The following is a 26,445-nucleotide window of genomic DNA, read 5'->3' as shown; positions in this document are numbered from 1 at the left end:
GTAATAAGTAACCTCTTGATGAAAAAGGTTATACAATAGTTTCGCATTGTGTTTCAAAAAATCCTTTAAAATTTACAGAAAATTGAGACAAATAAATTTCGACAAAATATATTGTAGAAGAGGAGACTAAAAGAAAACAAGCTTCCCTTTATGGGGAAACTTGTTTTTGTTTGTTATATACAATTTTTTTGTTTGTCTGTTGTGATTGATTACGAGTCGTAATAATCAGTGCAATTGTAACGACAAGACCTGTCACAATATAAGCAAGAAAAATTACGCTTTGATTTACTTTAAAAGTTGTTAATAGCGTACGGATATTGGTGAAAATAATGAGTCCTCCGACAAGAACTCCAAGTAAATGAGAAGGAACAATTCGTACTAGCCACGCAGCAATTGGTGCTGCAATGATACCACCAAGCATAAGAGCAAACACCCAAAACCAACTGACTTGTTCCCATCCAAGAGAAATGAAAAATCCAAGTGTGGCAGCTAATGAAACAGGAAATTCACTCGTATCTACAGAACCGACAACTTTTCTTGCTTCATTACCGCGTGCAAGTAAAACAGGAGTAGTAATTGGGCCCCAACCGCCACCGCCTGTTGAATCTACAAAACCTGCAAAAAGGCCAAGTGGGATTAATTGCTTACCAGACAGGCGTTTATTATTTGTTTGAACAACTTGTTTTTGTAAAATAAATCTTAATAAGATATATACACCTAATACGAATAAAAATACTGAAATATATGGTTTAATTAAATTTCCTGGTAAGTTACTTAAAAAGCAAGCACCTACAAAAGCGCCAATTGCACCCGGTAATGTCAGTCTTGAAACGGTATATTTATCGACATTTCCAAAGCGGATATGTGAAATACCAGATGCGGCAGTTGTAACAACTTCGGCTAAATGAACAGATGCTGAAGCGACCGCCGGTGCAATTCCAAACATGAGTAGTAATGAGGAAGATGTTACCCCATAAGCCATTCCCAAAGCTCCATCAATGAGTTGAGCAAAAAAACCAATGATAGCAAAGACAATTAATTTTTGCATGTTTAATACCCCCGTTTATAATAAAGTGAAATTACCATCAAGGACTGATGGTTAATTGAATCAATCGGGCTCTTACGGGCAATAATCTCCCATCTATCTCTTTTGTCTTCTCAAAATCTTAAGGTGGGGTCTTGCTGCCCAAAAGTAGCGGGATAAAATAAAAAAGGCTCCTTTCTCTAGTGAGAAAAGAGCCTTTGGTTTTCCAATCAGCTTTATCATATTCTAATTTTTTTTATTATAATACATATTAATCATATAAATCAACTATGTTTTAAATAAAATTTTGAATTGCCAGAAATAAACGAAAAGTAATACACTAAAAAAGATAAAGGTAAGGATGGTGAGGAGATGTTACAGTTTGATCATCTTGTTCACGTAATTCAATGCTCTCCAGCTGAAGCAATAAAACAAATGAAGATACTCGGATTTCATACAGTTCAAGGAGGAGAGCATACGAATTGGGGAACATATAATAGCTTATGTTATTTTGATTTGGCATATATTGAGTTTTTAGCAGTTCAGAACAAAGAAGCTGCAAACAGAGCAGAGAACCCTCTCATTCAGCAAACTGTTCGTAAGTTGCAAATGGGGGAAGGGATGCTTCAAGTTGCACTGCGTACAGAACATATAGAAGAACTTGCTAAGAAATTCTCTGAAAAGGGATTTCATATAAATGGTCCGCTGGAGGGAAAACGTTTAAGAGATGATGGAACTCTATTAAGCTGGAAAATGCTATTTATTGAACAGGAAGCTGATGAACCTAGATTACCGTTTTTTATTGAGTGGGGTGAATCGGATGAAAAAAGAAGAGCAGATTTACAGAAAAAAGGAGTGATTTCATTTCATGACAATAATGTAACTGGAATGAAAAAGTTATTCTATGCTGTTAATAATGTAAATGAAACAAGCAAACTATGGAAAGAGTTATTGCAAATAGAAATGAGTACGCCAAAAATAGATAAGGAGTGGAATGCTGTATTTCGAAGTTTTTCTCTTGGGAAAATAACAATTCAACTTTGTGAACCAATAGGGAATGGAGTAGTTCAGAATCAATTACAGAACTGCGGGGAGGTACCATTTGCTGTAGAGTTTCAAGGAGACAAGGAGAATACGAGTGTATATCAGATATCGAATGGTATGTACATATTTTAAGAGGAATCAAGGTGAACGAAGTAATAAAGCAATTAGCAGAGCATACAAATTGGCCGGCAATTGTCCAAACAAAATTTTGGTATAAATCGAAAGGCTTCCAATCGTAATGTTGGAAGCCTTTACGAATAACAAAAGTTGATTGCTTTTTGAAGTCGAAAGATCCCTTCAGTAATATAATTTATATTTACTTTTCCATATGATAGACGAATATAATCATCTTTTGCACCAAAAATACTGCCGGGCATAAAGGCCACTTGTTGTTTTAAACTTTGCATAATAAGTTGTTTCTCTTGAATAGGTTGTTTTAATTTTCCCCATATGTAAATTCCGCCTGTTGGTATAGAAAATGAGAGTTCTTTCTGAAGTGAGCATCGCAGTGCGTCTGCTAATATATTTCTTTTTTGTAATAGTTCATAGCGTAACTGTTGTAAATGTGTTTCAAATGGAACTGTTTCAAAAAATTGTTGTATAAGCCATTGCGGAAAAATACTTAAACCTAATTCCATTTGATGCCGTGCATCTGATAATCGTTCAACAACAGACTGCGGAGCAACGAGCCAGCCGATTCGTAATCCTGGTGCTATCATTTTAGACAGAGAATGAACATAAATGACTGTTCCGTTTGTATCAATTGATTTTAAAGTTGAACATGTTTGTTCTTTATTTTCTAATGTTAATAAGCTAGAAGGGTCATCTTCAACAATTGGAATTCGTAAATCGGCACATAAAGATAGAAGTGTTTCCCTTCTTTTGGGATGAAGGAGTGTCCCTGTTGGATTTTGATAATTGGGATTTAAGAAAATCATTTTAATCCGGTGCTTTCGATAAAGTTCGTATACATCGTCTGGATGAATGCCATGTTCATCAACAGGTAATGGAAAAATACGAATGCCAGCCGATTGGAAAAGGGGCAAGGAATAGCAATGCGACGGACTTTCAAATGCGACTGCATCGCCTGGATTTAATAAACATTGCACAATAAGGTGCAGTGCTTGCTGCGCACCGGAAGTAATCATAATCGATTGTTCAGTTGCATCAATTTGTAAATGCTCCTTCATATATTTAGCTACAATTTTTCGTAAAGGAAGGTAGCCTTGTGGATGATCATAGCTTAATGATTGTGTTAACGGTTGTTCGCGTAAAATTGCTTGTAATTGCTGATGAGGAAACAAATCACATCCAAGTTCACCGTTTGCAAAATCAATGATATTTTCATTTTGCTGCACTTGCTCACGAATGTAGCGAAGGAGTGGTAAGTTAGGCAAAAATGTCCCACCTTCCACAAAACCGCTCCAATTCGGTGCGAATTTCGGCGATACACCCCACATCTGTGTACTGACCCTTGTGCCTTTTCCAGTTGTACTTTCAACAATTCCCATTGCACGTAGTTCATTATAGGCCGTTGTAATTGTACTTCGATTTACTTGAAGCTGCTCTGCTAGCTTGCGCTCTGAAGGGAGAAAACTTCCTGGTGGAAGCTCTCCGTACATAATACGCCTTTCAATATAATCAACAACTTGTTGATAGATCGGGATTTTACTATCTAAATCTAACTTCCATTTCATTTGTAACGTCTCCTTGTTCCTTCATTATCACCATTATAGCAAATTGGCTGGGTGAAAAAACAGCCAATTGGATGGTGTTGCATTGGGCCAATTTTACTATGCTAAATGAGGGAAGGGGAGATTTGGATGAAACGAAGGCAAATGGAATGGCTCCTGATGTTAGTTGCTTTAGTATGGGGAGCAAACTATACGATAGGAAAATACGGAGTGACATATATGTCATCCATTCAATTTAATAGTATGCGCTTTTTAATTGCATCACCAATATTACTACTTATTACTTTTATTATGGAACGTTCATTACGTATAGAGAGGAAAGACTGGCTGAGACTTTTGGTGGTTGGTATTGTAGGGACAACTTTATATCAAACGCTGTTTATGCTTTCAGTAAAATATACCTCTGCGACGAATGCTTCATTATTAATTGCAATGTCTCCAATCTTTACTGGGATTTTAGCTGTATTGCATAAACAAGAACGTTTTTCTCTGAAAATACAAATCGGATCTATGCTTTCTTTTGGCGGGGCAGCGCTTGTGCTATTGACAGGGCATACGAATCAGTCTACATATGAATACGCATGGCTTGGAAATATAATTGGATTGGTTGCGTCGATTGCATGGGGCTGGTATCCAATTCTTGCTCAGCCGCTTATTACGAAATATTCTGCGATGCGAGTAACCGCTTGGTCAACGTTATTAGGAATTGTTCCGCTTGTTTTATACTGCATTATGAATGTAGACTCCTTAACATGGCCGAGTGATATGCTAAGTTGGGGGTCGTTAGGATATTCTATTGTATTTGCAACGATTTTTGGACTTGCAATGTGGTACGTTGGGATTAGTAAAATTGGTTCAACAAAAGTAATGGTGTATATGTATCTTGTTCCATTATTCGCGGTTATATTTGCAGCTGTAACGATAGGCGAACAGGTGAACATCATGCAATTGTTTGGTGGGTTTGTTATTTTTGCTGGGTTATACGTTGTGAAAAAAGGAACAGTGAAAAAGCCAGCGCTCAATTTAAAAAAGGTAAGTTAGTATGAAAATGACCACGTCCTAAGAGGAGTGGTCATTTTTGTTTACATAATAAGATTGCTTGCTTCACGGCCCATTACTGGTGATCGTGAACAAGCAACTGCTGTGCTTCAGAAGAAGATATCCAATGTAAGATGTGATCATCTTCAATAGGAACATGATGTTCTCGTACTTTACTACATATGTAAAAATGGCCATCATTTAGATAGTATACATTTTCTTTTTCTGCATAAAAGTAGCGCTCAGCATTTCCGATATAGTGGTGTACCTCAATTTCCCAGCCTAATTCCTCTAATAATTCACGATGTAAGCATGCTTCTTTTGTTTCGTTATTTTCTATCATACCTTTTGAGAGGACTCCCACCTCTAAATGTACGTAAAGGTGGCGAGGTGAATCGAAAAAGTGTATCCTAATTTCATTTATTTTTATTGTATTATCTCATATGATGATACGAAATTCCGAAAAATGATAAAGGAAAGTGAACTTCAATGGCTAATAACATACATATAAATGAGAAGTGAGAGGACATGACATATGCATATTAGAAAAATTAGGCCTGAGGATTATATTACAATTCATTCTGTTATTAATGATTGGTGGGGCGGGAGACAGATGGCAGACATGCTGCCACAGCTTTTTTTTGTTCATTTTCAAGAAACGAGTTTTATTATTGAAAAGGATAATGAAATTGCAGGGTTTTTATGTGGCTTTTTTTCACAAACTTTTGAAGATGAAGCATACGTTCATTTCATCGGTGTGAATCCAAAATATAGAAGACAAGGGATTGCGTCAGCACTGTATTCCTCCTTTTTTGCTGCCGTTCGGTCCCATGGTCGTCATGTTGTAAAAGCAGTAACATCTCCTGTTAATCAAAAGTCCATTCAATTTCATCGTGATGTAGGGTTTAATATTGAAAAAGGAGATAGTGAAATAGAGGGGATATCTGTACATACAAATTATGATGGACAAGGTGGAAGTCGAGTGTTATTTATAAAACATTTATAAATGATGTAAGCAGCAAAACGATATAAAATTGTTATGCTGCTTTTTTATTATAAAATATATACTTTTGTTTTTTCTCGAGAGGTGTTTTTAGTAAAATGTTGTTTATGATAGTACTTGCAAAACATAATACCAATGTAGTTTGAAGTCGAATTTGCAGTAAATAATCGCACTTTGCGGTATGTGTCATGATAAGTTAAAGAGGATTCTTTCGAACAGATACAAAATTTTTAATAAAAATTAAGATAAAAGGCAATATAAGGAGGGTTGAATTTATATTTCGAAAGGAAGGATAGCAATTGAGTAAAGTTCTATACATTACCGCGAATCCGAAACCAACTGATCAATCATATGGACTTTCAGTTGGACAAGCTTTTTTAGAAGCATATCGTCACGAGGCTCCGGATCATGAAATTATTGATCTTGATTTGTACAAAACCAATATTCCATATATTGATGCAGATGTACTTAATGGATGGGGAAAGCTACAAAAAGGGACAGCGTTTGAAAATCTTTCTGCAGAAGAGCAAAGTAAGATCGCTGCAATTAATAAATTAACAGATCAGTTTGTAGAAGCAGATAAATATATATTTGTAACACCGATGTGGAATTTTAGCTTTCCACCGCTTATGAAAGCATACATTGATACAATTTGTATGGCAGGAAAAACATTTAAGTATACAGAAGAAGGTCCTGTTGGTTTGTTATCTGGTAAAAGGGCCGTTCATATTCAAGCACGCGGTGGTATTTATTCAGAAGGACCAGCAATAGAAAAGGAGTTTGGAGATCGTTATCTTCGGGCGATTATGAGCTTTGTTGGAATTGAAGATGTACAATCTATTATTGTAGAAGGTATGAATCAAATGCCGGATGAGGCAGAGAGCATTAAAGAAAAAGCAATGGCACACGCGAGAGAAGTTGCAAAAGGCTTTTTTGAATAATTAGAAAAAAACCCACAAATTTCTTATAATGGAATTTGTGGGTTTTTATTTATCAGATAAGTGTGGGGGGAATCGGGATGGATATTGTTTTTACAGAGGATGGGAAACGTTTTAATTATCGTGTAGCAGCTGTATGTATAGAGAATGGAAAGGTTCTTCTTCATCGGGGGAAGGGAGATAACTTTTGGTGTCTACCTGGAGGACGAGTTCAAATGCTTGAAAGTAGTGAGTCTGCTCTTAAACGAGAGATGAAAGAAGAGTTAGAAGTGGATGCAAATGTAAAACGATTAATATGGATTGTTGAGAAGTTTTTTACTTATGATAATCATGCGTTTCATGAAATAGGTTTTTACTATGAAACGCATTTAGAAGATTGTGTTATTCCAAAAACAGGTTCTTTTATAAGAGAAGATGGCGGACGAGAATTTGAGTTTCAATGGGTTCCACTAGAGGAGATCCATCATTTTAATACGCAACCTGCCTTTTTAAAAACAAAGCTAGATCATTTACCGCAGTGTGTAGAACATATTGTGACAAATTAAAAGAAAGGCGGCTCTGTACCGTTCAGGTTATGTATAATTTCAAATAAAAATAGACTGCCTCAAAAGGTACGTATGTGCCTTTTGGGGCAGTCTATTTTTGTGAAATCCTATCTTTTAAAAATTGGGTATAGGTCAGGAGAATAAGAAGAGTATATTATTGTTTTGTCTAGCATAAAAGACATCCGACTCTAAGCTGTACATATGGAAATATAGTTGAATAATAATTTTGGTGAGCAAAGGGAATAGTAAATATAATTTTGAGTCGTAGAAGGGATAACTGCCCATTAAAAAGAGGATAAAAACAAAATTATTGCTTTTCAAATGAAATTCATGTATATTAATTGACATATCAATTATTGACGTATCAATTATTGATATGTCAACTTTTTGAGTAGTCTAAAAAAGGGGTGGTAATTTGAGCGATTCATGTTCAAAGGAAGCGATTATTTTATATAAATTACATTTCCTCAATAAGGACATTAGTTCGAAATTCGAAGGTTGTACGGGGATTAGCCAGTCTAGACTTGAACTTTTACATCAACTTTATCTAGTAGATGAAATAAGTCAAAAAGCACTTCAAAAAGAAATCAATATTGACAATGCAGCAATTACTCGGCATTTAAAGCAACTTGAAGCTAACGAAATGATTACAAGACGTAAAAATCCGAATGATAATCGAATAACCCTTGTTAGTTTAACGGATGCTGGTCGGAATAAAATTCACTCCTTTCAAGAGGAAAAAGAGCGATTTGCCACTTCTGTGTTAAAGGATTTTAACGAAGAAGAACGCGATGAACTTCTAAATATGTTAAATCGCATTCAAAAAAATATAAAAGAAGTCTAATGTAACCATTAGACAGAAAAAGGGAGAATTCATCTATGATTAACATACAAAAGACAAATAATTTTACAGAAATTATGACAGGTCGTCGTTCTATTCGAAAGTACGATTCGTCTGTAAAAATTAGTAAAGAAGAAATGACAGAAATCCTTACAGAAGCAACGCTTGCACCATCTTCTGTAAATATGCAGCCATGGCGCTTCTTAGTAATTGATAGTGCTGAAGGAAAGGAAAAGCTTGCGCCACTTGCTAAGTTTAATCAACTTCAAGTAGAAACATCGGCAGCAATGATAGCTGTTTTTGGTGATTTGAATAATTTTGAAAATGCCGAAGAAATTTACGGTAAAGCAGTTGAACTTGGATATATGCCTTCAGAAGTCAAAGAAAGTCAAATGGAGAAGCTTACAGCTTATTTCTCAACAGTTTCGCCGGAAGTAATGAAAGACACAGTTTTAATTGATGGTGGTCTTGTTGCGATGCAACTTATGCTTACAGCTCGTGCTCACGGATACGATACATGTCCAATTGGTGGATATGAAAAAGATAAAATTGCAGAAGCGTTTGGTTTAGATAAAGAGCGTTATGTGCCAGTTATGTTAATTTCAATTGGGAAAGCAGCTGACAGTGGCTACAAATCAGTTCGCCTTCCAATTGATAAAATTGCTCAGTGGAAGTAATTGTAAAGGATTGCAAAGTTTCATCATTTGCGTGATTGACTTTTTTCATATACAAATACAAGTAGAAAAGTGAGAGGAGACAGTACCATGATTATTATCCATGCTAAATTTCATGTGGATCCAGTAAAACAAGAAGCGTTTTTAGATGAGATTCAGCCGCTAATCAGTGGTTCAAGAAAAGAAAGTGGAAATATGTCTTATGATTTGTACAAGGATACCGAAAAAGAAAATGTCTATACAATGGTAGAGGTGTGGGAAAATGCCGAAGTAGTTGCTAATCATAATAAGAGTGAGCATTTCACTTCTTTTGTTAGCAAAGCAAATCAATTTTTAGTTGCACCATTAGATATAAAAGCTTTTGATGGAAAACCACTACAAGGGTAATAACAAGGAGAGCGTATAAATTGACGCACTAGTTTGTGAAAAATTATGATACGGTTATAGACAGTTTCCATCGTTTCAATGAAATGTAGGTGGAATTTTTAATTAAGGGGGAAGAAAGATGACAAATTCAAATAATAAAATAGCCAGTATCTATGAAGGCACGAATATAAACAATTGGGGATCATTTCAAAACGTGGAAGAAACAAAGTTATTTGATCCGATTCAAATTGGAGCTTGGTCTCTTCGTAATCGTGTGGCAATGGCACCGATGACGCGTTGTTTTGCTAATGATGAGACAGGGGTAGTTGGAGCTGATGTAGCCGAGTATTACCGGAAACGTGCGGCAGATGGTGTTGGTCTAATTATTACAGAAGGAATAGTAATTAGCCCAAGGGCGAAGGGGAATCCAGGTGTCCCAGGTATTTATACCGAGGAGCAAATTGATTCTTGGAAGTCAGTAACAGATGCAGTACATGAAGAAGGTGGAACAATTATTGCGCAAATATGGCATGTAGGACGTATGAGCCATCATGAACTAACAGGTGGATTCTTACCACAAGCACCTTCAGCTATTGCGGCACAAGGAAATGTCCCACGTTTTCGGAAGCCTTTTGATACGCCAGAAGCGATGACAATAGAAGAAATTCAAGAGACTATCGAACAGTATGCACAAGCTGCTAGGAATGCGATAGAAGCAGGTTTCGATGGGGTAGAAATTCATGGGGCACATGGGTATTTAATTGATCAATTTGCTTATGAATTTGCGAATCATCGAAATGATCAATATGGTGGAGATTTAAAACAAAGGTTAACATTTATGAAAGAAGTATTGCAAGCCGTTATAAGTGCGATTGGTGCAGATAAAACGCTTATTCGTTTTTCTGCATTTAAAGGTGATAACCCTAGCTACATGTGGGAAAATCCTGAAGCAGCAATTCAAACTTTCGTAGAGATGTTCTGTGAAGTAGGATTAACGATGATTCATCCTTCAACAATGAATTATACGCAAGTTATAGCTGACGGAAAAAACTTACATCAATTAGTTCGTAAATATTGGGATGGTATAATTGTAGGAGTTGGGAATTTAAATCCAAAAGAGGCAGAAGAAGCACTACAAGAAGGTACAATTGATGTAGCGGCATTTGGTAGACCATTGATTTCTAATCCGGATTTTGTTCATCGTGTTACACATGGGGAAAGTTTAGAGGAATACGATGCAAAGCAGCATCTTGCTACATTAATATGAATAATAATAAAAGAAGAGCACATAAGGTGTTCTTCTTTTATTATGTAAGCAAAAAATATAAGAGAATAGCATGATAGGGGAAAGCGAAAATGAATGAAACGCTACTCGTTATTATTAGTATATTAATATTGTTTTGCTATTCATTATCTTTTTTTTACTTTAAAAATATCCAACTTTTATGTAAGCTCTCTATACTTCTTTGATAAACGAATGAACTCTGTTTTATTTCTTTTATCTAACGCTTGATCTATCTCCATCATAATATTCATCTTCTTCTGTGTAATTAAAACACCTTTTAAAAATTCTTCAGCTATTTTAGATGCACCTTTTATATTACCCTTATCATACTACTAAGAACCTCGATGACTCCAGTAGGAGAAGTCGAGGTTTTTAGCTAGTATTGAGATTTAAGCTTATTTTTTCTTTTCTTTCACTCATTTTTGATATTTGTATAATGTATGAACTTCTCTTTTAAATTTCTGGAGAAGTTCAGTATCATCACGATTTGCATACCTTGTAGCGTTATATGCATCGATAATCACATCAAATTGAATGGAGATCTTTTCTTCTCTATGAAGTCTTTCCATCCATTGTTCAACTGTTTCACCGCGTAGCCGATTTAATGGTGGTTTTAGTTTCTTTTCCAAATTAAATATTTCTTTACGAATTGCATTGTTTGGTGGGCGTAACTTTCGGTTTCGCTTTTGTATATTTCGTTGTTCTAGACCAACAATGATAGGTTCATAGGAAGACATACGCCCAAAGTTGATTTCATGACGCCTTTTAAATAGTTTCCAAATCACATAAATGGCAGCAACTACAATGATAAGAATTGTAATACATTGTAAAACGAACGGATCATATTCTTTTCCTAGAACCTGTGGAGGCGGCGAATTACCTTGCATCAAATTACTATTTAAAGAACGGTCAGTTTGCTTCAGTTCAGCTGCTAGAAATAGTGGGTTTAAAATATATCCTAATCCTAAAGCAATCCATTGAATGACATAAGTGATGCCAGTTCGTACGTAAGAAAGGAAAGGTATGAATAAAAAACTAGTAATCCCAATAGCTGTAACTGATAGTAATCGCATTATTTGTTGATTTCGATTAAAACTTGTCATCCATAATGTTAGGAGTGTATGCAAAATGAGTAATCCTAATTCCCATATGGAAGGAAGCTGCATATGGAGAAAAATGGAACCAAAAGACCATAGAACGGCTCCTAATAATTTATGAAAGGGTGAAACATCATCTTTTGCGTACACAAGAAAAAAGAAAAACGGTAATAATACGGAACTTATAGTAGAAAATAACGCCAAAGAATAGCAAACCATGACTTGTAGAATGAATAGTGCTACAAACCATGTTTTTTTCTTTTTACTAATTTTTATAATAGGCAGCAAGCAAATATGACTGACTAGAAGAAACAAAACAATGTGTACAACTTCTCCTTTTTCAGTTAATAAAGAAAGAAGGAGGAGAAGAATAAAATCATTAACGTACCGTAGCCATGTATTCAAGCTGTTCCACCACTCCTTCATTGTGAACAATATATGTTGGCTGTGTTGTATAAGGTATAGTATGTTTAGGGAAGCCAAGGAAAAATAGTGTAGACGACCTCACTCTTTTTCGCATCATATAATGCAGAAAACTCTCTCGCGGCAGTAATGTACTATCTTCTGAAATACGTGCAAGTTCTTCCAATGCTTTTGCATAATGCATAGAGCCTTCATTCAGCGTCAAGTGCATAGGCCCATCTTCTGTTAAAATGCTAATAAATAATTCAAAGGGAATTTTCTTTTCTGTTGCAATTTGACAAATGTATGTTGCATAGGAAATCAAGTCTTCTATATTTTCTTTCCATCCAATTCCTCGATCTGAGGCAAGGCATATGCAAATTGTCCAGCTATAATTTTTTACTGCTTCATATTTCTTGGCTTGTAAACTTTGCATTTTGGCGGATGCCTTCCAATGGATGGAACGAAATGATTCTCTTTCATACTGTTTTACTCCGACAATTGACGTTTCATCATGAAAAAAAGAAAAATTTGTTCTATAAGAGCCCAGTAATAGTTGCTGTATTTCTTGTAGTCCTGCAACTTGCTTCGGGGTAGGATAGACAATAATTTCTGTTTTTAATTTATGCATAATTGGTAAATGTACTTGAATGATGTTAAAGGGATCACCAATGATGCATTCAAACTGTTCGATCTGAAAAACCCCTCGTTTTGTCGCTGTGAAAGTTAAATCTAACTTTTGCTGTGAACGAGCAGGCTGTGAAAATGGAAAAGAAAAGAGATTTTTTGATATTTGTTCTAGTCCTATGCTTGGATGAATATCGAGTGATGGATGTATATGAAAAAAACATTTTCCATTCACCAACGGTGCTTTTGCTTCATTTTGTAACATAATGGATAGTTGTCCGTTCTCTTTAGGAAACAATCTTGTTGTTTGTTTCTTATTTATAATTTGAAAGTGCTTCTCTATGTAAGTGATATACCGATAAATAAAAAAAGAAAATATATAATAAAACAGAAGCGGATATACGATATATGGCTGCGGTAAGAAAAATGTGAACAACAGTGCAATCGGAATTGTTAATTTTATGGTATGATTTTGAAATAATAATGGGACGGAGACGAGACGTTGCCCATTCATGTTTGTTCAATCTCCACTGGTACATCAACCTCTTTCAAAATCGCTTCTATAATCTCTTGTTTTGTCGTACGAAGAGCGCCTTCCATGGATAAAATAATGCGGTGTTTCCAAATGTAAGGAAGTAGTAATTGCACGTCTTCTGGTGTACAAAATTCTCGATTCCTTAAAAAGGAAAGAGCTTGAATACTTCTTACTAAAGCGAGTGTTCCGCGTGGACTAATTCCGTTTGCGATAAAATCATGATTACGAGTTGCATTAGCAAGTTTGATTATGTAGTCTTCTAAAGGTTCTGATACATAAACATCTTTTACTTTCTTTTGCACTTGAATAATGTCATCTAGTGAGATGACAGGCTGAAGCTCGTTTAATGGTTTATCTTTTCGAAAACGTCGCATCATTTGGAGCTCTTCTTCTGGAGTAGGATAACCAATCGAAATGGTCATTAAAAAACGGTCAAGCTGTGCATCTGGAAGTGGAAATGTTCCTTGTGATTCGATTGGGTTTTGCGTTGCAATTACGAAAAATGGTTTTGGAAGAGGTGTGGATTGTTTTTCGAGTGTCACTTGTCGTTCTTCCATCGCTTCTAATAAGCTCGATTGTGTACGTGGCATAGCACGGTTAATTTCATCCGCTAATAATAAATTTGTTATAACAGGACCAAGGCGCAGTTCAAATTCACTTGTTTTTGGATTGAAGTATTCAATACCTGTTACATCACTAGGCAGTACATCAGGAGTGAACTGTACGCGGGAAAATTGGCCGCCAATACTTTTAGCAATCGTTTTTGCCAACAAAGTTTTTCCTGTTCCAGGGACATCTTCTAATAAAACGTGCCCATCTGCTAATAAAGAAACTAAGAGAAGGTCAATTACATTTTCTTTTCCGACAAATACGGAAGAGATATTTTCTTTTAACTTATGTATCATGTGTTTCTTCCTTTCTTATAAGTCTTTTTTTGATTTTAACAAAATTTTCTAAAAATTAAAACCATTTTTCGCTATAGTACAATGTTTAAGCATGTGCGTACATGTTCTGATAAAGTAAATAAGTAGCCCTATGTTAACGAGCTACTTACAATTTGCTGTTGTATGATTGAACAAAGTTGTTTTCTTATATTTTGATCGTATATTCTTTCAAAACGTACCCAATCATCGTTGTAGTAAATAGATATGTGAGAGCTGAAAAAGTGAGGATGCTCTTTTACTTCTTCGATTTGTTCATAAAAGTATTCTTCATATCGCTCAGGAGTAGGCTCGTTTTTTTCTTTATATACAAACAGTAATCTTTTATTTGTTGTCAGTAGTATCCCTGGCATTGATGGTCCTCTATGTAAAAATAATGATAAGGAACATTGTGCGTAAAAAAGGATTGTTTCGTTTTCATGGAGTAAGTTTTTTACTGTATCTAGTAATGTTGGCATTACAATCACCTCTTTCTATATATAATGATTATATCATTTAAATAAAGTTCGATAATTTCCGTAGTCTTTTAAATAAAGTCACGGTGTTTATAAAAAAGACACGATGTTTTGAACAAAGTCGCGATGTTTTGCCCCTTTGGATCTGTTTATCTAAAGGGGCGTTTTTATAGTGAAAAGTGAAAAGAAGATCTGAACTGAAAGGCGGATTAAGGAACTGTTGAGTAGCAACAAATGGTTATCAAGACCTAAATCGTAAAAAGTTATCAAAAATAAAGGATGTCACATATTACATATAACTAATATGTGACTGTTAAATGACAATAAAGTCATTTGAAAAATAATAAAGTTGTTTAAAAAATACCAATCATTGTATTCAACAATCGGGCCATATAGTTGAATAAATAAATCCCAATTTCTCAATTATGACACTGAGAGATTGGGATTTTGAATGCTGGAATATCCTTAACACTGTAAATCCGTGTTTTGCTGGAGGTACCCCGTTAACAATTTTGTAAAGTTTTGAGCGGTTTTTGATAGATAATGATTCTTCAGCCATATTAAGCCCGTGGATGCAGATAGCTCTGTATCTGTAATTTTGAAAGCCTGGATATTGTAGTTTTTGTATTGTTTAATGACGGTTTCCGGAACAATAGCTTCTCCAAATTTACAAGCGACTAAATCTAATAAAAGGGAGATGTCAGAGCACTCGGCAATAATGTTCGGATGCAGTTGAGCTTTTGAAAATGCTTCCAAGATCATATAATGAATTCCCAATCCTTCTGTACTCGGTAATATCAGAGGGTGGTTTTGAATGTCAGCAAGCATAACTTGATGATTAAAAGACTGCTTTTTATTTGAAGTAATAAAGTAAAAAGGTTCTTTATAAAGATGGATAGCTGAAAAATCATCTAACTCGAGCGGTAATCGTATAATCGCCAGCTCTACAATCCTGTCTCTCACTAATTGACAAAGATGAGATGACTCATTTTGATGAACTTTATATGTAACCTTAGGATATTTTTTGTGAAATTGGTGAAGTAACTCAGGTAATCCGGCTACCGAAAAAGTATTGATACCTATCGTCAGTCTTCCACTTACCCCGTTTCCGACTTCCTTTACCTCCATTCTGGCTTCTTCCATTAACTGAGTCATTTGTAACGCATACTTATATAAAGCTTTTCCTGCTTCCGTCACTTCTAAAAATTTCCCAGTTCTCTCTATTAATTTCGTTCCTAATTCATCTTCCATTGTTTTCAGGTGCTGGCTTAGCGGAGGCTGGGAGATATGAAGTCTTTCAGCGGCAGCAGAAATTTTTCTTTCTTCTACAATTGCTATGAAATATCGCAGTTGTCTAATATCCATCAGTGGAAAAAACTCCCTTCCTATATGAAAAACTTAAGTAAAATTAATTTTTTTTATATTTTTCATATACTACATTCTAAGATATCATAATTTTAGATGAAAAGAAATTTCCCGCAACGGCTTTAAACCGCGATGCATTTTTAAGTAAAAAAATTTTGCAGATGTTAGCTAGAACATCGAGATAGGTTAATAAAAGCTTTTCTTGCGGGAAATCTTTATTTTTAAGCCAATTAGAACTAATTTCTATTGGTACTTGGAAAAAATAAACATTTTAATATAAAGGTGAAACAATATGAAGAAACAACATTTTTACGGCGCTTTAAGCATATTTCAATGGTTCTTTTTCCTGCTGGCTACTTCTGTTGCATTACCGATCGTAATCGGGGGAGTATTTCATTTATCGACTGAGGAAATATCCGATTTGATGCAACGAACTTTTTTTGTGGTGGGCATTAGCTCTTTTATACAAGGATGGCTCGGACATCGCTATCCGATCGCTGACGGACCTGCAGGTTCATGGGTCAGTGTATTTGTTATTTTAGCGGGTATGGCGATTCAGCAGGGGGAAAGTACGAAAGAAACATTACAACTTTTAGAAGGTGGTTTGCTGGTTACAGGATTTTTACTAGTTATTCTTGGCATAACCGGCCTGGTTAATCGGCTGCTGTTTTTGTTCACTCCTTTAGTTACTGGTTCTTTTCTTTTGATTCTGAGTCTTCAACTTAGTGGTGTTTTTTTAGAGGGAATGCTCGGAATACAAGGACAGTCCAACCTAGATTATCAAATAGTAGCGATTTCATTTGGCGTATTTGTTCTAGTGATAGTGCTATCAATTAAAGGAAAAGGATGGATGAAAAGTTACTCCGTACTGTTAGGAATTTTATTTGGGTGGTTACTATATTTCTTATTAGGAAAAACCCCCAATACGATTTCCACACCGGCTTCCTTCATTAAATTACCAGACATTTTTGCATGGGGGACTCCGAAGTTAAATGCTGGAATGGTTATAACCTCAATTGTATTTACGTTTATTTTAGTCTCTAATACGATAGCGGCCGTTACGGCTGTTAAACAAGTGGTTCCAGAATCAGGAGAATTCGAAAAACAAACCATTAATCGCGCCAGTTGGGCAGGCGGTATTACACATGTTATATCAGCTCTTTTTTCGACAATTGGAATTGTGCCATTGCCAGTATCGGCGGGTTTTATCCGAATAACCGAGCAAAAACGAATAATGCCTTTCCTAATAGCAAGTTTAGCCTTAGCAGGTATAGCCTTTGTTCCGGCAATCGTCAACTTCTTAGCTATGCTTCCCGGCCCTATTGCTTGTGCCGCAAGTTTAGCATCCTTTGTCCAAATGATTGGGATCTCGTTTCAATCCCTTTTGAAAGACGAATTAGATCAACGTCAACTAACTATATTAGGAATCACATTGCTAATCGGTATTGGATTAATGTTTCTTCCTAAAGGAATATTTCATGATCTGCCTACTATTCTCCAATATATTTTAAGCAATGGTCTCATTGTTGGTACGATCATCGTAATTGTGCTAGAACAACTATGGAAAACAAAAAAACATGAGTGAAAAAAATCATATTTAATATTTAATTTTTAAAGGAGTGTTTTTAAATGAGTCACGAAGAATTCATGAAATTGGCAATCGAGTTAGCTTACGACAATACCAAAAACAAAAAAGGAAAACCATTTGGTGCAGTGATTGTTAAAGATGGTGAGATTGTTGCAAAGGGAGTAAATGATGTTCTTAAAACACACGACCCCACTGCGCATGCTGAACTTCTAGCTATCCGTCAGACTTGTCGCATTCTTGGTACATCTGATCTTTCCGACTGTATACTATACGCAAGTGGAGAGCCCTGCCCGATGTGTTTAAGTGCCATTTACTGGGCGAACCTTAAACATGTTTATTATTCCTATACTGCACAAGAGGAAGAAGAAATTGGATTAGGAACAAAATACGTTTATCAGCAAATAGCTCTTCCAAAGGAACAACGAGACATTAAATTATTAAAGCTCGATAAAAATCATCATGAAAAGAATCCTTTTGCTCTTTGGAAAGAAGAGAATAAATAAATTATATATTTAACGGAACGTGTTTTCCGAGAGAAAAAGCCGCAGAATATAAAAAATTTCACTCCTCAGATAAAAAGAGCAGAGCAAAAACAATATTAGAATAGAGGAGAATATTTTATGTGGAAGCGGATGATGGCATTTATAGGATGTATTCTCTTGCTTCAAGGTTGTATTTCTAACATTAGTGAAGAACCGAAAAAACAAGAAAAGGAGAAGGGAATCGTGAGCGAAGGATTAAATAAACAGTTGCTTCAAGCAGCAGAACATAGAGAGGCAGACACCATAAGCAAACTCATTAAGAAAGGTGCGAATATCAACGCACAGGACTCAAAAGGAAGGACTGCCACTATGATTGCGACATATAACAATGATGTAGAAACCGCAAAAGTACTTATCAAGGCAGGTGCGGATGTGAACATCAAGGATGATATGAAAAACAATCCCTTCCTGTATGCTGGTGCAGAAGGATATATAGATATTCTAAAACTTACGATTGAAGCAGGGGCCGACCCGGCGATTACAAATCGGTATGGAGGAACAGCTTTAATCCCTGCCTCAGAACATGGATATGTGGATGTAATAAAAGAAATTCTCACCCATACGGATATTGATGTGAATCATGTCAATAATCTTGGTTGGACAGCTTTATTAGAAGCGATTATTTTGAATGATGGAGACGATAAGCAGCAGAAAACGGTGCAATTGCTGATTGAACATGGTGCGGATGTGAACATTCCAGACAATAATAAGGTGACTCCTTTACAACATGCACGTGAGAAAGGCTTTAAAGAGATTGAAAAAATTTTGTTAAAAGCAGGGGCAAAATAGCCGGATTGTATAAGATTCCAATCAGTACAAGCGAAACCGTATTACTACTATAAATAATAGACAATAATGTAAATTCACTACAATCATAAAATGGGGAGACGATAAAAATGAACAAGAAAGCAAAAGCAATATCATCAATACTACTCGGATTCACATTAGTTTTAATAGGGTGCAGTGCTGGTGCTAACGCCCAAGAATATCATAGTAAACAGAAGCAAGAACAAGCTGTTAAAGAGACTAAAAAGGAAAATAAGTTAACCAAAGGTCAGGAAATGGCTAACATTCTTAGTAGCACAGATTGGCAAGGTACAAGAGTGTATGACAAAGATAATAATGACTTAACAAAAGAGAATGCAAACTTCATTGGTCTTGCGAAATATGATGTGAAATCAGGAAGATATGAATTTTTTGATGCTATGACAGGTAAAAGTCGTGGCGATAAAGGAACATTCTTTATCACCAATGATGGGAAGAAGAGAATATTAATTTCAGAATCAATGAATTACCAAGCTGTTGTTGACATGACAAAACTAAATAAAGATGTTTTTACTTATAAAAGAATGGGAAAAGATGCTAATGGCAACGACGTAGAGGTATTCGTTGAACATGTTCCATATAAAGAAAAAGAGCTGTCTTTTACTGATCCGGACAAGCAGTTGGACACTACTACAGGAGATATTGTTAAAAACGTTGATGGAGATAAAATTTTAGGTAGCACCCTTTGGAACGGAACAAAGGTATTAGATGAAAACGGCAATGATGTAACAAAATATAATTCAAATTTTATAAGTCTGGCAAAATTTAATGATAAGACTAATAAATATGAGTTTTTCAATGCTGAAACAGGCAAAAGCCACGGTGATTATGGCTACTTCGATGTTGTACACGGAAATAAGATAAGAGCCCATGTTTCAATTGGAAATAATAAGTATGGCGCTGCCCTTGAACTTACCGAACTTAATAATAATAAATTTACGTATAAAAGAACTGGTAAAGACGTAGGTGGCAAGGACATAACTATATTCGTTGAACATGAACCTTATAAAGGTGATTTTAAACCAAAATTCACTAAATAGGGCTTGGTATGCAGACAAGAAGGGAATAGATTTCTCCATTCCTTTCTTGTTTCCTTTAACAAGGGAAGAAATAACTAGAATTTCTTTTGTCGAATTTAAACAGTGAGGAAATAAGTGAAATGACGGGAATAGAACAAAAGAGTGTGAAGCTTTCTGCTTAAACTAACTAGCTAATAGAAGCTTCAGTGATCTTCAACAAACGGGCGCGATTGTTGAACAACATAGGTAGAAATGATCAAACTTTTTTATAAAAACTAAACATAAATCTGTAAGAGAAGAATCCATTTTGATCAATCTTTTTTCAAAATGGATTCTTTTTATTTATCGTAAAACTTGGGATTGCGAGGCATTTTTGAACAAACTTTATTTCAAAGCTACACGTCTTGCAGTGATAGATAGTCAAAATAAACAAGCAAAATAAAAACCCTTCATTTGCTTAACAGCAGACAAAGGGCAATGACATAAATGATCTAGTAAGAAGGGAATCTGACCATTTCCTTCTTCATTTATTGTAACATAGAAGGAAAACAGCAAACAAAGGAGGACTCTCATGAAAGAAATCGAAAAATACATGACACCAGCTGAAGCATCTTTTTATTGGAGGATTCCTCGTGAGACATTGAAGAATAAATACAGCCCGTCTGTAATGAATGAGAAGCAAGTGAAGGATCTAGAACGCATGTTACAAGAAGGCTTAGTTAAGTACTTTTTGCACCCTGAAGGAAAGCGTAAGGAATGGATTATTAGTCGTCAAGCAATGTATGAATGGTTTGGAGAACCAAAAGAATAAGGAGAAAGGATGTTAAGAATGAAAGAAGAAACTATTTCATTGTGGGGAGGATTCAAAAATACACTCAGGATGATTGGCTGGTTTTGGATCATAATGCTTTTTATATTTGGAGAAAGCTTGTTACAATAAAAAGAAAAACATAGGGTAAATAAGATAATGAAAAGAGGAAAGAGGCTGAATGAAGTCAACGGGAATCACTAGAAAAGTAGATGAATTGGGGCGTGTAGTTATCCCAAAAGAACTGAGAGATACGCTCGGTATTAAAGAAAAATCACCATTAGAGATCTTTGTAGATGGAGAAAAAATTGTTTTACAGAAGTATCAAGCTGGTGGGGCTTGTGTGATAACTGGTGAGGTTTCAGAGCGTAATATGTCATTAGCAAATGGAAAGATTACAATAAGTCCAGAAGGTGCAGAGTACCTGGTTAAATAGTTGCAACAATACCAAGTTAAATAGAGAAATTAAAGGCTCCGCCATACAAGGAGCTTTTTTACTATCAATATAATAATTTCACGTACCTTATTAATTAATATATTAAACAATATCACATAACATTCTACATTTATCTCTTATTTCTCTTTTGGGATGCTATTTCCTTATGAGTGAATCATGGGGTACCGCCACATCGCCATCAACTTAACACAAATAAACTACCCCCAAACGATAAAATTGAGCAATTTGTACAGAATTATCGTTTGGGGGTAGTCCTAAATTCTTAGCTTGATGGGCATGTGGCAGGACCCCTAATATCTATTAATAAAAGCAGTTTTTCTCGGATAGCTGAGGGCATCATCCTCAAAATAGATGGTTATATATACAAATAATTATATTATAATATAACATTAAAAAATATACGCCAAGCCTATGATTATGCATCCATCTTGGCGTTTTCCTTTAAACAATACCTAAGTTCGGTTTCAGTCTTCGATTGCTTGGTAGACCGTGGTCCAGAAGTCTTGGATAAGATGCGATGAGTCCGGAGTGGACATCCCAACCTGGGTGAACAGGATTCCAGTAAACTGTTTGTCTGGATCAGCGTAAGCTGCAGTGCCGGTTCCGCCATCCCAGCCGAACTGACCGATAGACGCGTAGTCTCCAAGATAGGTACGCACCGCCATCCCAAAGCCCCAGCCGCCTTGTATCCCTTGTCCAAACGACAAATGGACGTTGTTTTTGGCCAAATCGTCTCGGTATACTTGTTGTTCAGGAGTAAGACGGTTGGTGGTCATCAGCTGGACTGCAGGTCGGGACAGGATCCGTTTGGTTCCGTGCATCCCTTTGTTCAACAGCATTTGCAAATACGCGTGATAATCGTCGACGGTTGCGAGCAGCCCACCACCGCCTGCTTGGAATGCTGGAGGTTTGCTGTAACGTCCGCCTGCACCCTCATCCCACACGATGAACTCACCTGTCTGCGGATCGGGGTTGAAGGCAGGTGGAAGCCGGTCAATCTTGCGCTCAGGCACGTAGAAGCCAGTGTCCTTCATTCCCAGTGGATCGAAGATGCGTTCGCGCAGGAACGACTCGAATGTCTGACCCGTGACCCTGGCAACAAGCACGCCGAGCACTTCAATACTGATATGATACTGCCACCGCTCTCCGGGCTGGTAGCTTAGCGGAAGTGCACCTAGGCGACACATAAACTCATCTGGATCGGGCATATCCTGCCCTGGCGTGTCGAATATCCCACTCTCGAAGAACGCGTTCATGATCGGAGAACCCATCAACGTGAGATCCACTCCGAGCCCGAATGTGGAGGTCAATAGGTCTCGTACAGTGATAGGACGCCGTGCTGGGACGGTCTCTTCCAGCGGACCATCGGGCCGTTTCAACACCTGCCGGTCGGCGAGTTCGGGCAGCCATTTGTCTACTGGGTCGTCCAAATGCAGTTTGCACTCGTCGAGCAGAACCATTACCGGTGAAACTGCGATCGGCTTGCTAGTGGACGCCAATCGAAAGATCGTGTCCCGACGCATTGGTGCGCCACCATCATGCCTCATTGTTCCAAGCGCTTCGACGTGCGTCTCGCCGTTTCGGCTGACTAAGGCGACGAGCCCAGGAATCTTTCCAGAATCGACATGCTGCGCCAGTACATTGCGCATTTTGCGCAACCCTGTTTCAGAAAAGCCTTTATTGTTTTGTCCCATTTTGTTCTCCTTTAGTTTAGATTGAGATTTCTAATACATATTGGCAAACAATTATTAGTTCTTCAAATAGAAAAATTCCCCTTTTTAATAATTTCGACAAAATGTATTTATGTATATGGGGTCACCATACATCACTATCAACCTAAGATAAATTTATCCCTAGACGAACCTAAAACAGAAGGAATGGACAAAGAGGGAACTTATCCCATGGAATTTCTGGCATCTTGTCTTTTGTTAGGAAGATCAAATATGTATGTAAAATTTAATTTCGGTTTTTAGAGAGGGACAATTCAAGACAAGTTTAAGGTCTTCAGTTTTTAGTGTATAGATATTGAGATGCACTTTCAAAGTTTGATAGGGATTTTTGTAATTTGTATAGTTCGTATGTTGGAGAAGGGGTACTGACGGTAAAACGCGGATTTTATACGCATAAGGATATGCAGGATTTCATGCAAGCTACAAGAACGGTTTGAACTGTCAAATGCTGTTGTGACAGGAATGTATGAAATCTTGCATACAGCAGAGGGAACGGAAATCTGGGAAAATCTTGGTATAAATAGCTTTCGGGGATTTGGTTACTGCTGATAATGAGACGTTATGTTAACTTTACATGAATATCTTATTCATCCAAATTTGTACAAAAACGTCCTTGCTGATGGTACAATTAGGATAACGGAGGAATATTATGGGATATCTTAATGAGCTTTATGTAATACTGTTTTTTATAATCGGCATTGCAATATTCTCATTCTTCAAGTCTGATTCACCAAAAACTAAGGATAAAAATCTAACATTCATAATGGTCAGTTTAGGGGTAAATCTATTCACAATTCCAGTGGCTTTTTTTATAGGTGTGATGGCAACAGACTCTCCAGATAGTACTGAACTTGATTTTTGGGGAGGATTTCTCTTTATTCAGGCAATACCGCTCCTTATATTAATAATAGGAATCTTAAAATGGCTTATTGACAGAGGAAAAAATAAATGAGCTTATAAATAGAATTGCTTTATAATATGTATAGTTGCACAAAATCGAGAAATTTAAGGAGACGGATAAATTTTATGAGGAAATTATCCATATTACTTACTTTAAGTCTAGTATTTGTCAGTGTTACGGCTGCTTGCACACAAGATAAAAAAGATAGTGCAGTTGAAAATGATTCAATAGAAGAACCAACCGCAAAAAATGAAAATGAAGAATTAATAAATTTTGAAGAAGAAGATATGAGCCGCTTGGAACAAGGTATTTTATTAGTTGGTGAGAGTGCTAAGGGAGGCTATTACTTGACCACCGTTCAAAGTGCATATTTAAATGATAGCAACGATTCTGTCGTTGTTAATGTCTCTGTAAAAAATGTACGAGGTCAAATGATTGGACTATCAGAATTAAAATATACCTTAAAAGATGAAAAAGACGGAAAGGCGTATGAAGGAAAGGTGCTTGACCAAAACCCTTCTGATATACAAGTTAAACCAAATGAAACGGTAGAATTGAAAATAGCTTTTGAAGTACCAGGTACCGCAGATGAATATATGTTTTATATTGAAAGCTCTTTAGACCCTCTAGAAGCACACTGGAAAATTGATAAGCTGCAATCACCAAAAAACTAAGTCTAAATACAATTTGGTGGAAGTGTTCTTTAATATGAATTATATATTCGAAAAGGCTACGTTCCCTAACCGAAAACAAACATACGTTCTTTTATCATTGTATACATAATATCCACTTCTAATTATAGTCTGTTTAACTCTGACATGACGATTTTATTTAAAGATGGATCCAAAAAAACTTTTTTTGTTTGGGTTAGTGATAAAACCCAAATTACAGTAGCAAAAAATACAAATGAAGCTCAAGCTGAAGCATATAAAATAAACAATGATAATTCCAAGCGAGCGGTTAACTTTTTTGACAAATAATTTACTTCCGCTTTCGAGAATTATGTAAAAAGTAAAGCCGTCCTGATGGACGGTTTTTTGTATTTTTTGACTAGCGTGGTTTTTTTCCAAAATGCTGGCGATACCCCATCGCTATCAAGCTAAGATTTTGAAATAACCCCAAAATGAAAATTTTATATCTCTACAGTTATTTATGAGAACTCAACTCATTTTTTTCGTTTTTGGAAACACTAATTCCTTAACTTAATAGATACGGAGTGCTCCCCTGTTAGTTGTAAAATGACAATAAAATTGTTGAATTTCCAAAGAAGTCGTTACATTTATAATAAAGTTATTTAAAAATGTCAGTGATGGTATTCAATTAACGAAATAAAGTTTATTCAGTTAACTGAGCAGTTTGATTAATACATAAAGGAAATTAAGCTGGTTTCATAGAATTAATTAGGCAATTCATTATCTTGGAGGAATGACTGAATGGCTGAATTGATTTATCATGTTGCGGTTTCACTGGACAATTTTATTGCGGATCAAGGTATGATAGAAGGAAATATTAATGATTCTCTCTTTTTATTTGAAGGGGATCATGTCCCAGACTTTTTAGCAGATATTCAGGAATACGATGCCGTGTTGATGGGGGGGAAAACATATGAGTTTGGATTTCAATTCGGTGCTAAACCTGGTGAACCTGGATATAAGGGCATAAAACATTACATATTTTCAAACTCCATACAGTTTGAGGCAAACGAGGAAGTTGAACTTATTAAAGGAGATGCTATAGGGTTTATTAAGAACCTCAAAAAACAATATAACGGTAAAATTTGGTTGTGTGGAGGTGGAGAATTGGCTGGGTCGTTGTTTAAACATAAACTTATTGATCAATTAGTATTAAAGGTTAATCCAATTATAGTCGGTGAAGGTATTTCTCTATTTGGTAGCGTAAAACCACGTCTTAAATTAAAGTTAGTGGACATGAAACAGTATTCTAATGGAGTTATCAAACCTACTTACAATATTATTTATACTTAGAATTATCATGGAGAACTACTTTTTTAAATTAATTTTAAAAAATAAAATTTCATCAATTGTTCCACTATTGCGGAAGAATACTTAACTTATTAAAAAACTTTATTGTTGCTGATTTTTTAAAAATTAGAGAAGGATAAATAAAATTAAACAATTATTCTAAACATCGTTCGATTGTTCGGACGGTGTTATGCGTGTTTATAGCGTAGAAATTAAACAACTTTATTATCATTACACATTAGTATTAATCATCTTGATTGAACGCCCTGTATTTCTTTTATAATCAGTTGAAGGTTGTTCGTATATTCTTTTTCATCTACACTATGTATTCCAGAATGTTTAGGAACTACAATATAGATATTTTTCGGAATTACAATGCAATATGCTGAATCCAATTCTTTTATACCATGTACTTTGTTAAGACTGTATTCTAATCGTTCACCGTTAGAGATTATACATATATTTTTATTATGGAGTTCAAACGAAATGTTTCCTATTACCCCACGGTTTTTTTAACTATCCTACGTATAAACATTATAGGTTTTACTTTTTGAAACCAGAAATGAATAATTATAGAAAAAACGGTTCTGGTGCAAACATTTTTTGAAGATATAAAGAAGTAAAGAGATTCCTAACGGAATCTGCTTTTATGCTGGAATACCGAATAGTTGATGAATGAGGTTCACTTGATTTTGGACTGACTTCTCTTGAGAGGTTTG

General features: G+C 35.9%; 27 protein-coding genes and 1 pseudogene. 18 read left to right on the top strand and 10 right to left on the bottom strand.

Annotated features, from left to right (window positions below; all coding sequences use genetic code 11):
* Window positions 1-148: 148 nt before the first annotated feature.
* On the bottom strand, window positions 149-1,048 hold the full coding sequence (locus tag CN326_RS22935; protein ID WP_098311267.1) for a sulfite exporter TauE/SafE family protein: 900 nt from the start codon (window positions 1,046-1,048) through the stop codon (window positions 149-151).
* 348 nt (window positions 1,049-1,396) lie between these two features.
* On the opposite strand from CN326_RS22935, the gene CN326_RS22930 reads away from it, so the two are divergent.
* A complete protein-coding gene (locus CN326_RS22930) occupies window positions 1,397-2,200 on the top strand; it encodes a VOC family protein (RefSeq protein WP_098311266.1) in 804 nt (267 codons plus the stop codon).
* Window positions 2,201-2,319: 119 nt separating this feature from the next.
* Here CN326_RS22930 and pdxR read toward each other — a convergent pair whose 3' ends face one another.
* Window positions 2,320-3,765: a MocR-like pyridoxine biosynthesis transcription factor PdxR gene (gene pdxR / locus CN326_RS22925; protein ID WP_098311265.1), complete on the bottom strand. Its 1,446-nt coding sequence runs from the start codon at window positions 3,763-3,765 to the stop codon at window positions 2,320-2,322.
* A 126-nt stretch (window positions 3,766-3,891) separates the two neighbouring features.
* Between pdxR and CN326_RS22920 the strand changes: the two genes are divergently transcribed.
* Window positions 3,892-4,803, top strand: coding sequence for a DMT family transporter (locus CN326_RS22920; protein ID WP_098311264.1), 912 nt, complete (start codon window positions 3,892-3,894; stop codon window positions 4,801-4,803).
* Window positions 4,804-4,876: 73 nt separating this feature from the next.
* On the opposite strand, the pseudogene CN326_RS22915 reads toward CN326_RS22920, so the two are convergent.
* Window positions 4,877-5,155, bottom strand: a pseudogene (locus tag CN326_RS22915) (NUDIX domain-containing protein); the annotation flags it as partial.
* A gap of 180 nt (window positions 5,156-5,335) precedes the next feature.
* Between CN326_RS22915 and CN326_RS22910 the strand changes: the two are divergent.
* From CN326_RS22910 to CN326_RS22880, 7 genes are all read left to right on the top strand, one after another.
* Entirely contained in the window at window positions 5,336-5,806 is a 471-nt protein-coding gene (locus CN326_RS22910) for a GNAT family N-acetyltransferase (protein WP_098311262.1), read from the top strand.
* Window positions 5,807-6,102: 296 nt separating this feature from the next.
* Window positions 6,103-6,744, top strand: a complete 642-nt coding sequence (locus CN326_RS22905; RefSeq protein ID WP_098311261.1) for an FMN-dependent NADH-azoreductase — start codon at window positions 6,103-6,105, stop codon at window positions 6,742-6,744.
* Window positions 6,745-6,821: 77 nt separating this feature from the next.
* The gene (locus tag CN326_RS22900; protein ID WP_098311260.1) at window positions 6,822-7,286 is read left to right on the top strand and encodes an NUDIX hydrolase; all 465 of its coding nucleotides are present in this window, start codon (window positions 6,822-6,824) and stop codon (window positions 7,284-7,286) included.
* 415 nt (window positions 7,287-7,701) lie between these two features.
* Window positions 7,702-8,130: a MarR family winged helix-turn-helix transcriptional regulator gene (locus CN326_RS22895; protein ID WP_098311259.1), complete on the top strand. Its 429-nt coding sequence runs from the start codon at window positions 7,702-7,704 to the stop codon at window positions 8,128-8,130.
* A gap of 44 nt (window positions 8,131-8,174) precedes the next feature.
* Window positions 8,175-8,804, top strand: coding sequence for a nitroreductase family protein (locus CN326_RS22890; protein WP_176524757.1), 630 nt, complete (start codon window positions 8,175-8,177; stop codon window positions 8,802-8,804).
* Window positions 8,805-8,891: 87 nt separating this feature from the next.
* Window positions 8,892-9,188, top strand: coding sequence for a putative quinol monooxygenase (locus CN326_RS22885; RefSeq protein ID WP_098311257.1), 297 nt, complete (start codon window positions 8,892-8,894; stop codon window positions 9,186-9,188).
* Between the two features lie 118 nt (window positions 9,189-9,306).
* Window positions 9,307-10,434, top strand: coding sequence for an alkene reductase (locus tag CN326_RS22880; protein WP_098311256.1), 1,128 nt, complete (start codon window positions 9,307-9,309; stop codon window positions 10,432-10,434).
* 176 nt (window positions 10,435-10,610) lie between these two features.
* Here the strand turns inward: CN326_RS22880 and CN326_RS25475 are convergent, their stop codons facing one another.
* From CN326_RS25475 to CN326_RS22850, 6 genes are all read right to left on the bottom strand, one after another.
* Window positions 10,611-10,748: an IDEAL domain-containing protein gene (locus CN326_RS25475; RefSeq protein WP_375337700.1), complete on the bottom strand. Its 138-nt coding sequence runs from the start codon at window positions 10,746-10,748 to the stop codon at window positions 10,611-10,613.
* A gap of 120 nt (window positions 10,749-10,868) precedes the next feature.
* On the bottom strand, window positions 10,869-11,954 hold the full coding sequence (locus tag CN326_RS22870) for a DUF4018 domain-containing protein (RefSeq protein ID WP_098311254.1): 1,086 nt from the start codon (window positions 11,952-11,954) through the stop codon (window positions 10,869-10,871).
* Entirely contained in the window at window positions 11,929-13,092 is a 1,164-nt protein-coding gene (locus CN326_RS22865) for a DUF58 domain-containing protein (protein WP_098311253.1), read from the bottom strand. The genes CN326_RS22870 and CN326_RS22865 overlap by 26 nt, the downstream gene beginning before the upstream one ends.
* Window positions 13,089-14,018, bottom strand: a complete 930-nt coding sequence (locus CN326_RS22860) for an AAA family ATPase (protein WP_098311252.1) — start codon at window positions 14,016-14,018, stop codon at window positions 13,089-13,091. The genes CN326_RS22865 and CN326_RS22860 overlap by 4 nt, the downstream gene beginning before the upstream one ends.
* Before the next feature lie 128 nt (window positions 14,019-14,146).
* Window positions 14,147-14,512: a PH domain-containing protein gene (locus CN326_RS22855; protein WP_098311251.1), complete on the bottom strand. Its 366-nt coding sequence runs from the start codon at window positions 14,510-14,512 to the stop codon at window positions 14,147-14,149.
* A 462-nt stretch (window positions 14,513-14,974) separates the two neighbouring features.
* On the bottom strand, window positions 14,975-15,874 hold the full coding sequence (locus tag CN326_RS22850) for a LysR family transcriptional regulator (RefSeq protein ID WP_098311250.1): 900 nt from the start codon (window positions 15,872-15,874) through the stop codon (window positions 14,975-14,977).
* 292 nt (window positions 15,875-16,166) lie between these two features.
* Between CN326_RS22850 and CN326_RS22845 the strand changes: the two genes are divergently transcribed.
* The 6 genes from CN326_RS22845 (at window position 16,167) to CN326_RS22815 (ending at window position 21,092) form a co-directional block, all read left to right on the top strand.
* Window positions 16,167-17,459 carry a purine/pyrimidine permease gene (locus CN326_RS22845; RefSeq protein WP_098311249.1) on the top strand — a complete coding sequence of 431 codons (1,293 nt, stop codon included), beginning with the start codon at window positions 16,167-16,169 and terminating at the stop codon, window positions 17,457-17,459.
* A gap of 44 nt (window positions 17,460-17,503) precedes the next feature.
* Complete coding sequence (locus CN326_RS22840) at window positions 17,504-17,965, top strand: nucleoside deaminase (RefSeq protein ID WP_098311248.1); 462 nt, start codon at window positions 17,504-17,506, stop codon at window positions 17,963-17,965.
* Between the two features lie 117 nt (window positions 17,966-18,082).
* Window positions 18,083-18,793 carry an ankyrin repeat domain-containing protein gene (locus CN326_RS22835; protein ID WP_098311247.1) on the top strand — a complete coding sequence of 237 codons (711 nt, stop codon included), beginning with the start codon at window positions 18,083-18,085 and terminating at the stop codon, window positions 18,791-18,793.
* Window positions 18,794-18,900: 107 nt separating this feature from the next.
* Window positions 18,901-19,869 carry a DUF4822 domain-containing protein gene (locus tag CN326_RS22830; protein WP_098311246.1) on the top strand — a complete coding sequence of 323 codons (969 nt, stop codon included), beginning with the start codon at window positions 18,901-18,903 and terminating at the stop codon, window positions 19,867-19,869.
* Between the two features lie 550 nt (window positions 19,870-20,419).
* Window positions 20,420-20,659: a hypothetical protein gene (locus CN326_RS22820; protein WP_098311245.1), complete on the top strand. Its 240-nt coding sequence runs from the start codon at window positions 20,420-20,422 to the stop codon at window positions 20,657-20,659.
* 178 nt (window positions 20,660-20,837) lie between these two features.
* Complete coding sequence (locus CN326_RS22815) at window positions 20,838-21,092, top strand: AbrB/MazE/SpoVT family DNA-binding domain-containing protein (protein ID WP_098311244.1); 255 nt, start codon at window positions 20,838-20,840, stop codon at window positions 21,090-21,092.
* Window positions 21,093-21,577: 485 nt separating this feature from the next.
* Here the strand turns inward: CN326_RS22815 and CN326_RS22810 are convergent, their stop codons facing one another.
* Complete coding sequence (locus CN326_RS22810) at window positions 21,578-22,807, bottom strand: serine hydrolase domain-containing protein (RefSeq protein ID WP_098311243.1); 1,230 nt, start codon at window positions 22,805-22,807, stop codon at window positions 21,578-21,580.
* Between the two features lie 685 nt (window positions 22,808-23,492).
* Here CN326_RS22810 and CN326_RS22805 point away from each other — a divergent pair.
* From CN326_RS22805 to CN326_RS22795, 3 genes are all read left to right on the top strand, one after another.
* On the top strand, window positions 23,493-23,795 hold the full coding sequence (locus tag CN326_RS22805) for a hypothetical protein (RefSeq protein ID WP_098311242.1): 303 nt from the start codon (window positions 23,493-23,495) through the stop codon (window positions 23,793-23,795).
* A 74-nt stretch (window positions 23,796-23,869) separates the two neighbouring features.
* On the top strand, window positions 23,870-24,418 hold the full coding sequence (locus CN326_RS22800) for a DUF4352 domain-containing protein (RefSeq protein ID WP_098311241.1): 549 nt from the start codon (window positions 23,870-23,872) through the stop codon (window positions 24,416-24,418).
* 759 nt (window positions 24,419-25,177) lie between these two features.
* Entirely contained in the window at window positions 25,178-25,729 is a 552-nt protein-coding gene (locus CN326_RS22795) for a dihydrofolate reductase family protein (RefSeq protein WP_098311240.1), read from the top strand.
* The last annotated feature ends 716 nt before the right edge of the window (window positions 25,730-26,445 follow it).

It is taken from the genome of Bacillus sp. AFS018417 (assembly GCF_002560985.1).
Lineage (GTDB): Bacteria > Bacillota > Bacilli > Bacillales > Bacillaceae_G > Bacillus_A > Bacillus_A rhizoplanae.
This window is presented reverse-complemented; position numbering and strand designations above follow the sequence as displayed.

Excerpts from the sequence above, each read along its gene's own strand:
- CN326_RS22935 (WP_098311267.1), bottom strand. The coding sequence starts at position 1,048 with ATGCAAAAATTAATTGTCTTTGCTATCATTGGTTTTTTTGCTCAACTC.
- CN326_RS22930 (WP_098311266.1), top strand. The coding sequence starts at position 1,397 with ATGTTACAGTTTGATCATCTTGTTCACGTAATTCAATGCTCTCCAGCT.
- pdxR (WP_098311265.1), bottom strand. The coding sequence starts at position 3,765 with ATGAAATGGAAGTTAGATTTAGATAGTAAAATCCCGATCTATCAACAA.
- CN326_RS22920 (WP_098311264.1), top strand. The coding sequence starts at position 3,892 with ATGAAACGAAGGCAAATGGAATGGCTCCTGATGTTAGTTGCTTTAGTA.
- CN326_RS22910 (WP_098311262.1), top strand. The coding sequence starts at position 5,336 with ATGCATATTAGAAAAATTAGGCCTGAGGATTATATTACAATTCATTCT.
- CN326_RS22900 (WP_098311260.1), top strand. The coding sequence starts at position 6,822 with ATGGATATTGTTTTTACAGAGGATGGGAAACGTTTTAATTATCGTGTA.
- CN326_RS22885 (WP_098311257.1), top strand. The coding sequence starts at position 8,892 with ATGATTATTATCCATGCTAAATTTCATGTGGATCCAGTAAAACAAGAA.
- CN326_RS22880 (WP_098311256.1), top strand. The coding sequence starts at position 9,307 with ATGACAAATTCAAATAATAAAATAGCCAGTATCTATGAAGGCACGAAT.
- CN326_RS22865 (WP_098311253.1), bottom strand. The coding sequence starts at position 13,092 with ATGAATGGGCAACGTCTCGTCTCCGTCCCATTATTATTTCAAAATCAT.
- CN326_RS22860 (WP_098311252.1), bottom strand. The coding sequence starts at position 14,018 with ATGATACATAAGTTAAAAGAAAATATCTCTTCCGTATTTGTCGGAAAA.
- CN326_RS22855 (WP_098311251.1), bottom strand. The coding sequence starts at position 14,512 with ATGCCAACATTACTAGATACAGTAAAAAACTTACTCCATGAAAACGAA.
- CN326_RS22850 (WP_098311250.1), bottom strand. The coding sequence starts at position 15,874 with ATGGATATTAGACAACTGCGATATTTCATAGCAATTGTAGAAGAAAGA.
- CN326_RS22845 (WP_098311249.1), top strand. The coding sequence starts at position 16,167 with ATGAAGAAACAACATTTTTACGGCGCTTTAAGCATATTTCAATGGTTC.
- CN326_RS22840 (WP_098311248.1), top strand. The coding sequence starts at position 17,504 with ATGAGTCACGAAGAATTCATGAAATTGGCAATCGAGTTAGCTTACGAC.
- CN326_RS22835 (WP_098311247.1), top strand. The coding sequence starts at position 18,083 with ATGTGGAAGCGGATGATGGCATTTATAGGATGTATTCTCTTGCTTCAA.
- CN326_RS22830 (WP_098311246.1), top strand. The coding sequence starts at position 18,901 with ATGAACAAGAAAGCAAAAGCAATATCATCAATACTACTCGGATTCACA.
- CN326_RS22820 (WP_098311245.1), top strand. The coding sequence starts at position 20,420 with ATGAAAGAAATCGAAAAATACATGACACCAGCTGAAGCATCTTTTTAT.
- CN326_RS22815 (WP_098311244.1), top strand. The coding sequence starts at position 20,838 with ATGAAGTCAACGGGAATCACTAGAAAAGTAGATGAATTGGGGCGTGTA.
- CN326_RS22810 (WP_098311243.1), bottom strand. The coding sequence starts at position 22,807 with ATGGGACAAAACAATAAAGGCTTTTCTGAAACAGGGTTGCGCAAAATG.
- CN326_RS22805 (WP_098311242.1), top strand. The coding sequence starts at position 23,493 with ATGGGATATCTTAATGAGCTTTATGTAATACTGTTTTTTATAATCGGC.
- CN326_RS22800 (WP_098311241.1), top strand. The coding sequence starts at position 23,870 with ATGAGGAAATTATCCATATTACTTACTTTAAGTCTAGTATTTGTCAGT.
- CN326_RS22795 (WP_098311240.1), top strand. The coding sequence starts at position 25,178 with ATGGCTGAATTGATTTATCATGTTGCGGTTTCACTGGACAATTTTATT.